This window comes from Pseudomonas sp. HD6422, from assembly GCF_025377065.1.
Taxonomy (GTDB): Bacteria; Pseudomonadota; Gammaproteobacteria; order Pseudomonadales; family Pseudomonadaceae; genus Aquipseudomonas; species Aquipseudomonas putida_U.
The window spans coordinates 1-13,900 of the sequence record NZ_JAHWIW010000026.1; the positions used below are offsets into that span (position 1 = coordinate 1).

Below are 13,900 nucleotides of genomic sequence, written 5' to 3' on the forward strand. Positions count from 1 at the left end.
GTCCCCGTACATGTGTCCACCATGTGTCCGGTCCATACACCAAGACAAAAGGGACCCGCCGTAAAGGCGGAAGGGGCTAGTAGCGCCGCTACACACAATGGATCAACTCACGATCTAAATGCCAAGCCAAGCCAAGCCAAGCCAAACCAAACCAACTCCCCGACACCCCGCGAAGAACCAAGTGTGTAGCGGTCCACCGCGGGTGCAGGTCAGCCGGCGAAGCCGCTACGGGCACCGATGCCTCACGCGTCGTCGGCCACCCCATCGGCGCGCCAGTAAGCTGCGGCCTTGAGCGCGTCGTCCGCCACGCCCCGGTCCAGCAGCAGCGCCTTGACCTGGCGGGTCAGGGATTTCTCCAGGGCCACCCAGCTATACAACTTGCCATCGGGCAGAGGCAGCGACTCGATCAGCGCCAGCAGGTTCTCCCCACGTTTCACCCAGAGCACCTCGAGCTGCGCCTGGCTTGGTAGCGGCTGGCGCTCCTGGTCGTCCTCGATCTGGATTACCGCCAGCACCTTGCGGCCCGCGGGCAGTTCCTCAAGGCGCCGACCTATGGCCGGAATGGCGGTTTCGTCGCCGATCAGCAGATAGCTGTCGAAGATATCCGGTACCACCATCGAGGCCCGTGGTCCGGCGATGTTCAACTCCTGCCCCGGAGCCGCCTGGGCCGCCCACGTCGAGGCAGGGCCGTCGCCGTGCAGTACGAAATCGATGTCCAGCTCGTTGATCGTAAGGTCGATTCGTCGCGGTGTGTATTCGCGCATGGTCGGCCGCACGCCGCCGTCCCGGCCCAGGCCGCCTGCCTCCAGGGCCTGTTGTTGCTCAGGCGTTTCGGCAAACAGCAGCTTGACGTGGTCATCGCTGCCCAGGCTGATGAAACCCTGCAGCTCGGGGCCGCCCAAAGTGATACGGCGCATGCGCGGGGTCAGATCGGTGACGCGCAGCACTTGCAGGCGACGGCGACGGATTTCGTGGTTGACGCGATGAATGGTGTCACTCATGGGGGATCTCCGTGACGGGTGCGGCTGGCCCGGAGGCGATGGCCTTGGCGGTTTCGTTGAGCAGGCCACGGACCCGTTCGATTTCTTCGGGGGTCCAGTGGCCACTGTGCATGTGCAGGGCATGGCGGAGGTTGCCCACCGCCTCGTGGATTTCTGGCGGACGGTCATGCCCACGCAGGGCTCGCTTGCTGACATCGATGCGCATGCGCACCCCATCCAGGGCGACGGCCTGTTCGGTCAGAGCCTGGCGGCCAGCATCGGTGATGCCATACAGGCGTTTGCTGCCTTGCACCTGGCCGCTGATCAACTCGGCTTCTTCGAGGAAGTTGAGGGTGGGATAAATGACCCCCGGGCTAGGGCTGTAGCTGCCATCGAAGAGTTTTTCGATTTGGCGGATCAGGTCGTAGCCGTGTCCCGGCTGCTCGGCCAGCATCGACAGGATCAGCAGCTTGAGGTCGCCAGGGGCGAAGACCCGAGGGCCGCGCTCACCCCGCCCTGGGCGGCGCTCCAGAGGGTCATGGGCGTAAGGGTCGCGCATGGGCAGAGGCTCCGTGTGTTTAGATATATCGGAAGATATTACTCAAGATATATCTAAACACAAGCCTCGGAATGCTGATGATTATCATCTAGCTTTTCGATGGGTTGGCCGAATGCATCGCCACCTGGGGCGGTTTGCATTCGTTCGGGTTGCCAGGTTGCAAATAGGGCATGAGGATCGGTGCCATGCCCTTGAGCACTTGCACCGGCAGCGCCGAGGTGAACGTGAAGGCCTCGGCGCTTCTGCCTGGGACGAAGGCGGTAAGGGTGCCGAAGTGGTTGTCGCCCAGGTAGAACACGAACGTGGCGGTCCGGTTGAGCGAACGCGAGCCGATCAACCGACCGCCGGCGCCGAAACTCTCGATACGGTTATCGCCGGTTCCGGTCTTGCCGCCCATGACCAGCGGGGTGCCGTCCTGCAGCTTGAAACTGCCGGAAATACGCCGCGCGGTACCGGCATCGACCACCTGCGACATCGCACCTTTCAGAGCCCGCGCCACTTCCACCGGCAAGATGCGCTGACCCCGGTCCGGATCGCTGATCAGTTTGGTCTCATAAGGCGTATTGGCAGCGAAGTGCAGCGTGTCGATGCGCAGCGTCGGCAGGCGCACGCCATCGTTCTGGATGATGCCGACCAGCTCGGAGAGGGCGGCAGGGCGGTCGCCGGAACTGCCAATGGCGGTGGCCAATGAGGGCACCAGGTGGTCGAAGGGGTAGCCTACGCGTTTCCAGCGTTGGTGGATCTCGGTGAAGGCTTCGATCTCGACCATGGTGCGGATGCGGCTGTCGCGTGCGCCTTGGTGGCGGCTCTTGAACAACCAGCCGTAGACCTCCTGGCGTTCGAAGTAACTGGCGTTGAGCATTTCGGTGAGGGTGGCGCTGGGGTTCTTCAGCAGGTAGCCCAGCAGCCAGAGGTCGAGCGGGTGGACCTTGGCGATGAAGCCCTGGTCGGGCAGATTGTACCTGCCTGGGCCGTAAGCGTCGTACATCTCCACCAGGCGGCTGTCGGTGAGTTTGGCCTGGGCTGCCTTGTCGTCCTTGCTGTGTGCACGAACGAAGGCGTTGAAGGTGTCCTGCCCGGCCTCCGGGAACAGGTAGCGGTGCACTGCAGCCAGTCGCTGCGGCGTGACCCGCATGCTGTCGAGGAAGGTATCCAGACGCTGCTGGGAAGTCTTGCGCTGGTATTTTCTCCAGAAGCGCATCAGGTAGGTGCTGCCTTCCTTGTTGGCGAAGCGCGCCAGGTACTCCTGGCGGCGTGGATCGGAATCATCCTTGAGCAGCGGTACTCGGTTGTACGGCTGCTGGTAGGTGACGTAACGCACGAGGTCACGCATCAGGCGGATGAAGGGCAGGTTGATCGATTCGCGCAGGGCATCCTTGAGCGTCGGGTTGCGGCCGTTGTCCTCTTTGCGGAAGTTGTTGAACACGTGCATGCCGCCACCGGTGAAGAACGCTTCGCCGGTGTTGGCCGAGTATTTGCGTTCGAGCGCCGCGTCGAGCATGGCGTCAAGGCTCTGGTTCTTGCTGTTGAGCGCCAGCCACTCCAGCGACCACTGGGTGATGCGATCGAGGTCGGCGACCTCGACCTTCTTCAACTCGGCAGGTGGCTTGCCGGCGTATTTGTCGTGCAGCTCGGCGATGATTTCCAGGTAGGTGGTGAGCACGCGGAGCTTGGCGGTCGAACCGAGCTCTAGTTTGCTGCCTTCGTTGATATCGAAGGGCTGGTCGGTACTGTCGGTTTGCACCCGTACCCGTGAGCCATCGGCGGTGCGCTCGAACAGGGTAAAGCTGTAGCTCACCTTGTCCGTGGTCTTGGCAGTCAGCAGGCGCTCGCCGATCAGCCCCAACTGCCCGGCGAACTCGGGGTCGGCGAGGTTTCTCAGGTACTGGCTGACCTGCACCTGCAGGTCGGCCTGCAAGGTACTGGTGGCTGACAGATCGAGGCGGTCGAGGTCGTAGAGAGGTCGGTTGAGCATGCCTGCCAGGCGGTTGCGGGCCAGGCTGATGCCCTTGTTGGTGACGATCGGGACGATGGTCGGCTGGGCCACCCAGTCGCGGTAAACCGCTTTGCTGGCCAGTGCCGCGTCGGCCAGCGGCTGGTCGATCACATGGTTGGCGGCCAGCACGCGAATGTGCGAGTCGGTGAGTTCGGCCAGGTCGATGCGGCCCTTGGACAGGTAATAAGACGGCCGACGTTGGGCGATCATCAGTGACAGCACCTCGCGCAGGGCCAGGCCACGTGCCGCCATGCTTTCGGCGTCGCTGGCGGTCGAGGTCAGGGCCTGGTTGACCTTGTCGAAGTCGGCGCCGTACCACACCCGAAGGCCTTCGGCCATGCCATGCACCTCGCCGTGCCCCGGCACCGCCGACAGCGGCACGCTGTTGAGGTAGTCGCGGACGATGCGCTGGCGTGCCTCGGTGGTGTCCGGGCCGCCCTGATAGGCGCGCACGCTGGCGGAAATCATCTGGCGAATCTTCTCGGCGCCCGAGACGGTCAGGCCGTCGGGCGAGTGACGGTACTTCTCCAGTTGTGTCGCCAGGGTACTGCCCCCGGCAGACTGGCCAGGCAGGGCAAGGTACTTGGCGACCTGGCTGTAGGCAGCCTTGGCGAAACGAGGCCAGTCCACTGCCGGGTTGTTGCGCGGGTCCTGGGCGTCCAGCAAGTCGCGGTTCTCGATGAACAGCAGGCTGTTGACCATCACTGGCGGGATGGCGGCGAAATTGGGGTAGACGTGCTGCGGGTAATTGTACTGGTAGAGCGATTCGCCTCGGCAATCGGTGATCGACAGGCCCGCCTGGCTTTTCTCGATGAAGGGTGGGAACAGGCCGTGCTCGACATAGCTCATCAGGGCCGGTGAAAACTTGACTTGGTCGCTGATCAGGTAGTCGCGCTTGAGCAGGCGCGGAAGAAATTCGCCCAGCGCGCTGTAGCCCAGGCGTTTGTCGAACGGGCCTTCGCCGGGGTACACGATGGCATCGCTGGGGCCAGGCTCCAGGGAGTAGGTCAGGGTGCTGGCCAGGCGGCTGAACTCGCGCGACTGCAGTTCCGAGGTGCGGAACTCGTCATAGGCGGCGAATCCGATGGCGACGAACGCCACCAGCAGGATCAGCAGGATCAGCCGCCACCACAGCCGGCGCTGACGGGGTGACTTGGGCTGTGGCGCTTCGGCCTGAGGTGTCGTGGGTGCTTCCGTTCTGCTTGGTTCCGATTGCCACAGTGCGCCCATAGTCTTCAATCCGGCCAGGTGTTTTCGTCTTGCTTGACTGAAGCTTAGACGGTCGCCAGATGAGGTGAAAAATTTGTCGAAGCCCCCGCAGGTCTATTCGTCAGGCGTGGCCAGCATGCCGTGCGCGCAGGCTGTTGATCTCACGTTCCCGAGGCTCACCACGCGTTTGGCTCAAAACTGTCGGCCCGGGCCATGTGCCACATCCGCGAATAGAACTCGCCGTCGATCTCGCCGGTCAGCAACTCGCCGGGTTTGAGAAACACATGCATCTGCGAGAACAGCTTGATCTCGGTGGCCGACACGCGTCGCACCAGGTGCTTGGCCTCCAGTTGCGCCGGGTGCTCCAGCCCTGCCGCAGCGAGCATTTCGGCCAGTGCGCGCAGGGTGTTGTGGTGGAAGTTCAGCACCCGTTGCGCCTTGTCCGGCACCACCAGCGCACGCTGGCGCAGGGGGTCCTGGGTGGCCACGCCGGTCGGGCACTTGTTGGTATGACAGCTTTGCGACTGGATGCAACCGATGGCGAACATGAAGCCACGCGCCGAGTTCGCCCAGTCGGCGCCGATGGCCAGTACGCTGGCGATGTCGAAGGCGCTGACGATCTTGCCGCTGGCGCCGAGCTTGATCTTGTCGCGCAGGTTGAGGCCGACCAGGGTGTTGTGCACGAACAGCAAGCCTTCGCGCAGCGGTACGCCGATGTGGTCGGTGAACTCCACCGGTGCTGCGCCGGTGCCGCCTTCCTTGCCATCGATGACGATGAAGTCGGGCAGGATGCCGGTCTCGAGCATGGCCTTGGCGATGCCCATGAACTCCCAGGGATGGCCCAGGCACAGTTTGAAGCCCACCGGCTTGCCTTCAGACAACTCACGCAGTTGGGCGATGAAGTGCATCATCTCGACCGGTGTGGAAAACGCGCTGTGGCGCGAAGGCGAAATGCAGTCCTCGCCCATCAGCACGCCACGGGTCTCGGCGATTTCCTGAGTCACCTTGTGCTTGGGCAGGATGCCGCCATGGCCTGGCTTCGCGCCTTGGCTCATCTTGATCTCGATCATCCGCACCTGGGGGTTGCGCGCCTGTTCAGCGAAGCGCTGTGGGTCGAATCGCCCATCGGCGGTGCGGCAACCGAAATAACCGCTGCCCAGTTCCCAAACCAGGTCACCGCCGTGTTCTCGGTGGTACGGGCTGATGCTGCCCTCGCCGGTGTCGTGGGCGAAGTTGCCGAGCTTGGCGCCTTCGTTGAGGGCACGGATGGCGTTGGCGCTGAGGGCGCCGAAACTCATCGCCGAGATGTTGAAGATCGAGGCCGAGTAAGGTTGGGTGCACTGCGGCCCGCCGATGATGATGCGAAAGCTCGCCGGGTCGGACAGCGGGGCCGGCCGCATGGAGTGGCCGATGAACTCGAAGCCCGACTGGTACACGTCGATCAGGGTACCGAAGGGCTTGTCCGCCCCTTCGTTCTTGGCCCGCGCGTACACCAACGAGCGCTGCGCGCGGGAGAACGGCAAGGCCTCGCTATCAGCCTCGAGCAGGTATTGGCGGATCTCTGGGCGGATGCCTTCGACCAGGTAGCGGATATTGCCGAGGATCGGATAGTTGCGACGCACCGCGTGGCGGGTCTGCAGCAGGTCGAACAGGCCGATCAGGCTGAGAACGCCGGTGGTCAGGGTGAAGGGCCACAGCCATTCGTGGTGCAACAGCGGCAGACTGGCCAGGGTGAACAACACACAGGCGGCGAAGACGGCATAGCGACTGAGAAGTGACAGGCTCATACAGGGTCCTTGCGATGGCTCGGTCAGGCTCAGGGCCTGGGCAAACCCCGACCATAGCCGGGATGGGCGGCGGTTGAAAATTAAAAATCGCGGTAGCGAAAATCATTCGCGGATGAAAGGGCTCAAAGCGTGTCGCGCAGCAGCTTCTGCCGCCAGCTCTCCTGTTCAATGGGCGGTGCGTCGACCAGGTAGGCGTAGTGCCCGGCAACCCGTGTCGCCACTGGCAGCCCGTCGCGGTACAGCAAGCGGTTGCCGCCGATTGCCGGAACCTTCGTCCCAGGCAGCAATGAGCCGACCAGGTTCAAGGGATCACTGGCGCTGATTACCGTCAGTGCGCCGTCGGGCGCGCGCCGACGGACCTGCCTGAGCAAGCCGACGGCCTCCGGCAGGGCGAATTGCTCGCCAGCCAGCCCAGCGATGAAGCGCCCGCCGCGGATCTCGCCGCGTGCCTCCAGACGGTGATAGCAGCGCAGCAGGTCGCGCCAGGGCGGCAGTACATCGCTTTCGCGCTCCAACAGCCGCCAGCAGATCACCCCATAGCGGCGCAGCAGCGCATGGGCGATATGCTCCAACCGCTGCTGCTCGTCCAGCGTACCTGAACCCCGGCGCAGCAGGGCCCAACGCCCAGCGTGGGCCATGCTGCTGGCGAGTGGCGCGTGGCCGCGCCGGCTATTGCGCGATGAGCGTTTAGCCGCCGGCGTGATCAGGCTGCGCAGGCCGCTGAAGCTGTCGGCACCGACCAGCCCGGCACCGACCAGCGCCTGCAGGGCGGTTTCGAGCTCGCTGGGCAACAGGTGGGCCTCCTGGCTCAGTTCATCGAAGAACAACGCCCCTTGCTCCAGCAATACGCCATGCACACGTTGCGCCCGGGCGCCCAGAGTGTCCGGCGCGACAGCCGGAGCGAGGCTGCGCCAATAGCCCAGGTGTTCCCTTGGCAGCAGTACCAGCGGTGTACTGGACAAGGTGCTGCTGGACACGCTCGTCGCCAGCCGACACCAGCTGAACTGGCCGCTGCGGCAGGCCTCATCGAGCCAATGCGGGCTATAGTCGGCGATTCGTGCTGGCAGCAGCTCGGCCTCCCACGCTCCCGCCGCACTGGGAAAACCCTGCAACTGGCCCAGCACCTCGGCCACCGCCTGAGGCCCACGCAAGCGCTCGGCGCCGGCCAGATGCTGCCAGTCGAAGAGAAAGCGCATGAAGTCCTGCAGGCTGACCGGTTCGATCTCCCGCCTCAGGCGTTTGACCGTGTAACGATGGATGCGCGCCAACAGGTGGCGTTCGCACCACTGCACATTGGCCTGTCCTGGGGTGAAATGGCCGCGCAGCACATAGCCTTCGGCTTCCAGGCGAGCCAGAGCCTGTTCGATTGCAGGTCCGGATTTGCCCAACGGCGCGGCAATCTGCGTCAGGGTCATGGGGCCATGTCCGCTCAGGCGCGCGCGCAGCAGTTCGCACAGTGCGGTGTCGGGGTCGATGACTTGGTCAAAACCAGGTAGCAGCTCCAGCGCGGGCTCCATCGGCAGGTTGGGATATAGCGCCTGCAACAGGTTCTGCCGCTCACGGGCCAGCCACAGTTTGTGTTGCGCCAGACGCAGGGCACGTCCGCCCTTGGCCAGTTGCCGCAGTAGCAGATCCCAGCTGGGGTTGGCCTGGACTTCATCCTGGCTGATAGCGCCCAGGCTCATCAGGGCTTCGTGCATCTCATCCGCCCCGTTGGGTTGTGGCCAGGCTTCCATGGCCACGGCAGCGATCGCATCGGCATCCAGCGCGCCCAGATCGTCGCCGCTGTGCACCTCGTTCCAGCGCCGGTTGAGCACCGCCTGGGTGCGCCGCTCCTCCAGCGGCGCATCGTCCAGGAAGGCATAGGGACGCGCATTGAGAATGGCCGAGGCCAGCGGCGAAGGGGCGGGCAGGTCGCGGCTGAGCAGGCGCACTTCACCACGCTCCATGCGCCGCAACAGGGCCAGCCAGCCTTCGCTGTCCATCGCTTCGTGCAAGCAATCGTCGAGTGTCTGTTCCACCAGGGGATGTTCGGGAATCTCCCGCTCGCCGGCGAGGTTTTCCAGGCAAGCGATCTGGTCGGGGAACACCGCGGCGATCAGGTCTTCGCTTTTCATCCTCTGGATCTGCGGCGCCACCTTGCGACCGCCCACATAGCGCGGCAAGGCCATGGCCACGGCGGCGTTCCAGCGCCAGCGCACGCCGAACAACGGCGCGTCGAGCAGCGCCTGGATCAGAATGGCTTCGGCGCTGCGGCTGTTCAGGTAACGCCACACCTCATCCAGTTCGAAACTGTGACTGGTCGACAGCGATAAGACGATCGCATCCTCGCTGGCTGCCGCCTGCAGCTCGAAGTTGAAGGTGCGGCAGAAGCGCTTGCGCAAGGCCAGCCCCCAGGCCCTGTTGATCCGGCTGCCGTAGGGCGAATGGATGATCAGCTGGGTACCGCCGGACTCGTCGAAAAAGCGCTCCATCACCAAGGTTTGCTGGGACGGCAGGGCACCGAGCACTTCGCGGGTACGCCCCAGGTAGTCGAGCAGTTGGCTGGCGCTGTCCTCGCCCAATGCGAAGGTCGCCTGCAGCCAGGCCAGCACCTGCGCGCAGTCGCCACCGGCCAGTGTCAACTGCTCATCGAGGCGAGCCTGCAGCCGCGCCACGGCGGCGGACAGTTCGTCACTGCGCCCCGGTGCTTCGCCAAGCCAGAATGGGATGGTCGGCGGCAGCCCGTGGGCGTCCTCCACGCGCACGCGCCCTGGCTCCACGCGCAGGATGCGGTAAGAAGCATTGCCCAGCTGAAAGATATCGCCGGCGATGCTCTCCACGGCGAAGTCCTCGTTGACGCTGCCGATGTTCAGCGCCTGGGGTTCGAGTAGCACGGCATAGTCGGCGGTTTCGGGAATGGTCCCGCCACTGGTCAAGGCGGTCAGCTGGCTGCCCCGGCGCCCGCGCAGCATGCCGCTGACGGCATCGCGGTGCAGGTAGGCGCTACGCACGCCCTGGCGACCGTTGTAGCCCTCGGCGAGCATGTGCAACAGAGCCTGGTAGTGGGCGAGGTCAAGGTCGGCGTACGGGGTGGCCTGACGCAGGCAATCGAACAGCGCCTGCTCGGCCCAGGGTTGGTTGCTGGTCTCGGCCACGATCTGCTGGGCGAGCACGTCCAACGGCGCCTTGGGAATGTGCAACTGGTCGAGTTCGCCCCGGCCGATGCAGTCGAGCAGCGCCACGCATTCGATCAAGTCGTCCCGCGAGGTGGGGAACAGGCGCCCTTTGGGAATGCCCTCGACTTGGTGGCCGGACCTGCCGACGCGCTGCAGGAATGCGGCAATCGAGCCCGGCGAGGCGATCTGGCAGACCAGGTCGACATCGCCGATGTCGATGCCCAGCTCCAGCGAAGCGGTCGCCACCAGCACCTGCAACTGGCCATTCTTCAGGCGTTGTTCGGCCTCCAGACGCAGCTCCTTGGCCAGGCTGCCGTGATGTGCGGCGACTGCGTCCTTGCCCAGACGGTCGCTGAGGTGGCGGGTCAGGCGCTCGGCCAGGCGGCGGGTGTTGACGAATACCAGCGTCGTGCGGTGTTCGCGGGCCAGGGCCGCCAGGCGGTCGTACACCAGGTTCCAGACATCGGTGGCCATGACCGCGCCCAGTGGTACAGGTGGTACCTCGATGGCCAGGTCGCGTTGGCGCGCATGGCCGACGTCGACGATCGCGCATGGCCGTTGCTGGCCAACCAGAAACTGCGCCACCCGTTCGACCGGGCGCTGGGTGGCGGACAGCCCGATGCGCCGCAGCGGTCGGCCGCACAGGCTTTGCAGGCGCTCCAGGGTCAATGTCAGGTGACAACCGCGCTTGTTGCCGGCCAAGGCGTGGATCTCGTCGACGATCACCGTGCGCACGTCGGCCAGCCCCTGGCGACCGGAGGCCGATCCCATCAGCACATACAGCGATTCAGGAGTGGTCACCAGGATGTGCGGAGCCAGCTTGCGCATGGCGGCCCGCTCCTTCTGCGGAGTATCGCCGGTGCGCACCGCGGTGGTGATGTGGGGTGCCGGCAGGCCTTGCTCGGTGAGGACCTGGCCGATGCCTTCCAGCGGGGCTTGCAGATTCAAGCGGATATCGTTGGACAGTGCCTTGAGCGGCGAGATATAGACCACCTGGGTGCGTGCGGGCAGCTCGCCGCCGTGGGCCAAGCCCTGGCGAAACAGCTCGTCCAGGACCGCGAGAAAAGCGCTGAGGGTCTTGCCCGAACCGGTCGGGGCGGCGAGCAGCATCGACTGGCCGGCATGGATCAGCGGCCAGGCGCGGGCTTGGGCGTCGGTGACCGTGGCGAAATGGCGACGGAACCAGGCGCCGACGGCTGGGTGGAACAGCTCGAGCACCGGGTGTTGGTGAGCTGGCAGGTTCATAGAGTGGTTATGGTGGGAACGACCGGTTTTAGCAAGGGGCCGTTCGTCGCGGATCACGGTAGACTGCTGCGCCTCTTCACTTCTGTCCAGCGAGCTCCTCATGCCCAACACCATTCGCATCGCCGCCGCCCTGCTGATCGACTCTCAAGGTCGCACCCTGCTGGTACGCAAGCGCGGCACCCAGGCCTTCATGCAACCCGGTGGCAAGATCGATGCAGGGGAGACGGCAGTCCAGGCCCTGGCGCGCGAGCTGCACGAAGAGCTCGGCCTGTGCATCGACCCGGCCCAGGCTGTCCATCTGGGCCAGTTCAGCGCCCCTGCGGCCAACGAGCCGGGTTTCGAGGTACAGGCGCAGTTGTATCGGGTCGAGACCGATGCCGTGGTCACCCCCGCTGCGGAAATCGAGGAAGTGTTCTGGTTGGCCCCCGATCAGGTGCCGGCCCTGGAGCTGGCGCCACTGACCCGTGACCTGATCCTTCCGTTGTACCGCCAGGCCATCAGCGCACTGCGCTGACGCCGTCGAGGGTGGCGAACGAGGTGTCCTTGGCGGTCAGCAGGAAGTCGCGCATGTACGGCGCATCGAGCATGTCGGTGCGCACCGCTGCGTAGAGTGTGGCGAACAGGCCTTTTTCGCCGAGGCGCTTGCCTTTCACGTAGCCGCGCGAACTGTACTCGTGCAATGCCCAGTGCGGCATGCCGCACACGCCACGGCCGCTGGCCACCAACTGCATCATCATCACCGTCAGTTCCGAGGTGCGTACCGCAGCCGGCTCGATGTCGGCGGGTTCGAGGAACCGGGTGAAGATATCCAGGCGATCGCGTTCCACTGGATAGGTGATCAACGTCTGGTCGATCAGGTCCTGAGGCACGATGTAGGGTTTGTTCGCCAGCGGATGCTGGTTGGCCACCGCCAGCATGGCTTCGTAGGTGAACAGCGGCACGTAAGTGATGCCTGCCAGGTCCAGGGGATCGGACGTCACCACCAGATCCAGGTCGCCGCGAGCCAAGGCGGGCAGGGGGGCGAAAGCGAAGCCCGAGGCCAGGTCCAACTCGACCTCAGGCCAGGCGTCGCGGAACTGGTCGATGGTCGGCATCAGCCACTGGAAGCAGCTGTGGCATTCGATGGCCATGTGCAGGCGTCCGGCGGTGCCGCCGGCCAGCCGGGCAATGTCGCGTTCGGCACCCCGCAGCAGCGGCAGGGTGGCGTCGGCCAATTGCAGCAGGCGCAACCCGGCACTGGTGAAGCGGATCGGCTTGGTCTTGCGCACGAACAACGGCAGGCCCAGACGCTCTTCAAGCTCCTTGAACTGGTGCGACAGCGCCGACTGAGTCAGGTGCAGGCGCTCGGCGGCCTCCACCAAGCTGTCGGCTTCGCGCAGGGCATGAAGGGTTTTCAGGTGGCGCATCTCCAGCACGGCTGACTCCGGGAACAAGAATAGGGTGATAGACGGGATAAGTTGAGTTTCCCTCATGTTGGCGGCGCTGTCGACAGGTGCTTGTCGCTGACCGCTCGGCAGCGGTCACCAAACTGTCACTGAACTGTGGCAGCGCGACCGTCGGGAATTCATCAGACTCCCGATCTACTGGGGATCTGCATTCTGGTGTTTTTTCATGCGGGCTTTACTTGCTTTTGTCTTCTTTCTGTTCAGCACCTGCACGGCGTTCGCCGAACAGCGTTGCGACACCTCTGTCACGGTGCAACGTGCCGAGGTGGGCGCAGTCAGCCTGGTCTATCAGAGCGTGGGCGCGCCCCGTGACCCGGCATTGCTGCTGGTGATGGGGCTGGGCGGACAGTTGATCCACTGGCCCGACGACGTGGTCGAGGCCTTGTGCCGCCAAGGCTTCCGGGTGATCCGCTATGACAATCGCGACGTCGGTCTTTCGCGTTGGAACCAGCCGCCACCGGGGGCCAACCTCACCGTCGAACTGCTGCGTTACAAGCTGGGGCTGCCGGTGGCTGCGCCCTACACCCTGACCGACATGGCCGCTGATGGCCTCGGCCTGATGGATGCACTGGAAGTCCGTCAGTTCCACGTGCTGGGCGTGAGCATGGGCGGGATGATCGCCCAGCACATGGCGGCCATGGCGCCTGAGCGGGTGCGCAGCCTGACCTTGGTGATGTCGAGCTCCGGTGCAGCTGGGCTGCCGGCCCCTGCCCCGGCGCTGGTCACCCTACTGGCCCGGCGTAGTGCGCCCAACCGCGAGATGGCCATCGAGCAGCAGGCCGATCTGCTGGCAGCGCTGGGCAGTCCCCAGGTCCAGGATGATCGTCAGGCGCTGTTGCAACAGGCCGCGGAGGCCTACGATCGGGCGTTCAATCCCGAAGGGGCGAAGCGGCAGATCATGGCGATTCTCGCCGAGCCGAGCAGGGTCGAGTTGCTCAACCGACTACGGGTGCCGACCCTGGTGGTGCATGGCACGGCCGATCCGTTGCTGCCGGTGATGCATGGCGTGCACCTGGCGGCGCACATCCGGGGCAGCCAGCTGCGGCTGATTCCAGGTTTGGCCCATCGCTTCCAGGAGCCGTTCAAGGCGCCTTTGCTGGGGGCCGTGCTGCCCTATCTGCAAGCGCACCGGCAGGACATGACCCATCTGGCCGGGCTGTAGGCCGGCGCTGCCTCAGTGCAGTCGCACCCACAGCGTCACCAGCACCGTCGCAGCCATCAGCCAGGCGACCGTGGCCAGGGCCAGCGAAGCCTCCAGGCGCAGGCGATCGACCAGCACATACAGCGTCGCCAGGTACACGAAGTACGGAATGATCGACCACATGCCGAAAGCGATGGTGGTCTTCAGGTCGTCCACGCCGCGCCCCTTGCCGACGATATAGTGGGCAATCAGGGCAAAGGTCGGGAACAGCGGTACCAGGCCCGCGATGTAGTAGTTGCGCGTCTTCGACAGAATCGCCAGCAGTACCACCACGCCAGCGCCCAGGGCAGCTTTGAAAACCAGGTCCACGTCGTCTATCC

The 13,900-nt window shown here is 64.7% G+C and carries 9 protein-coding genes; 2 read left to right on the top strand and 7 right to left on the bottom strand.

Going from position 1 to position 13,900, the window contains the following annotated elements; genetic code table 11:
- Positions 1-242 precede the first annotated feature (242 nt).
- The 5 genes from KY379_RS18720 to KY379_RS18740 all read right to left on the bottom strand — a co-directional run bounded on the left by KY379_RS18720 (position 243) and on the right by KY379_RS18740 (position 10,934).
- On the bottom strand, positions 243-1,001 hold the full coding sequence (locus tag KY379_RS18720; protein WP_261241161.1) for a siderophore-interacting protein: 759 nt from the start codon (positions 999-1,001) through the stop codon (positions 243-245).
- Positions 994-1,539 (bottom strand): PadR family transcriptional regulator, encoded by a 546-nt coding sequence (locus KY379_RS18725; protein ID WP_133331860.1) that lies wholly within the window; start codon positions 1,537-1,539, stop codon positions 994-996. The genes KY379_RS18720 and KY379_RS18725 overlap by 8 nt, the downstream gene beginning before the upstream one ends.
- 88 nt (positions 1,540-1,627) lie before the next feature.
- Entirely contained in the window at positions 1,628-4,765 is a 3,138-nt protein-coding gene (locus KY379_RS18730; RefSeq protein ID WP_261241160.1) for a transglycosylase domain-containing protein, read from the bottom strand.
- Positions 4,766-4,920: 155 nt separating this feature from the next.
- Entirely contained in the window at positions 4,921-6,531 is a 1,611-nt protein-coding gene (locus KY379_RS18735; RefSeq protein WP_261241159.1) for an FMN-binding glutamate synthase family protein, read from the bottom strand.
- Positions 6,532-6,653: 122 nt separating this feature from the next.
- On the bottom strand, positions 6,654-10,934 hold the full coding sequence (locus KY379_RS18740; RefSeq protein ID WP_261241162.1) for a DEAD/DEAH box helicase: 4,281 nt from the start codon (positions 10,932-10,934) through the stop codon (positions 6,654-6,656).
- 100 nt (positions 10,935-11,034) lie between these two features.
- Here KY379_RS18740 and KY379_RS18745 point away from each other — a divergent pair, with 100 nt between their 5' ends.
- Positions 11,035-11,448 carry an NUDIX hydrolase gene (locus KY379_RS18745; RefSeq protein WP_133331856.1) on the top strand — a complete coding sequence of 138 codons (414 nt, stop codon included), beginning with the start codon at positions 11,035-11,037 and terminating at the stop codon, positions 11,446-11,448.
- On the opposite strand, the gene metR is transcribed toward KY379_RS18745, so the two are convergent.
- Entirely contained in the window at positions 11,432-12,349 is a 918-nt protein-coding gene (gene metR / locus KY379_RS18750) for a transcriptional regulator MetR (protein ID WP_133331855.1), read from the bottom strand. The genes KY379_RS18745 and metR overlap by 17 nt on opposite strands.
- 196 nt (positions 12,350-12,545) lie before the next feature.
- On the opposite strand from metR, the gene KY379_RS18755 reads away from it, so the two are divergent.
- On the top strand, positions 12,546-13,541 hold the full coding sequence (locus tag KY379_RS18755) for an alpha/beta fold hydrolase (RefSeq protein ID WP_261241158.1): 996 nt from the start codon (positions 12,546-12,548) through the stop codon (positions 13,539-13,541).
- 12 nt (positions 13,542-13,553) lie between these two features.
- Here the strand turns inward: KY379_RS18755 and KY379_RS18760 are convergent, their stop codons facing one another.
- Positions 13,554-13,889 carry a GlpM family protein gene (locus tag KY379_RS18760; RefSeq protein WP_133331853.1) on the bottom strand — a complete coding sequence of 112 codons (336 nt, stop codon included), beginning with the start codon at positions 13,887-13,889 and terminating at the stop codon, positions 13,554-13,556.
- Positions 13,890-13,900: the final 11 nt, after the last annotated feature.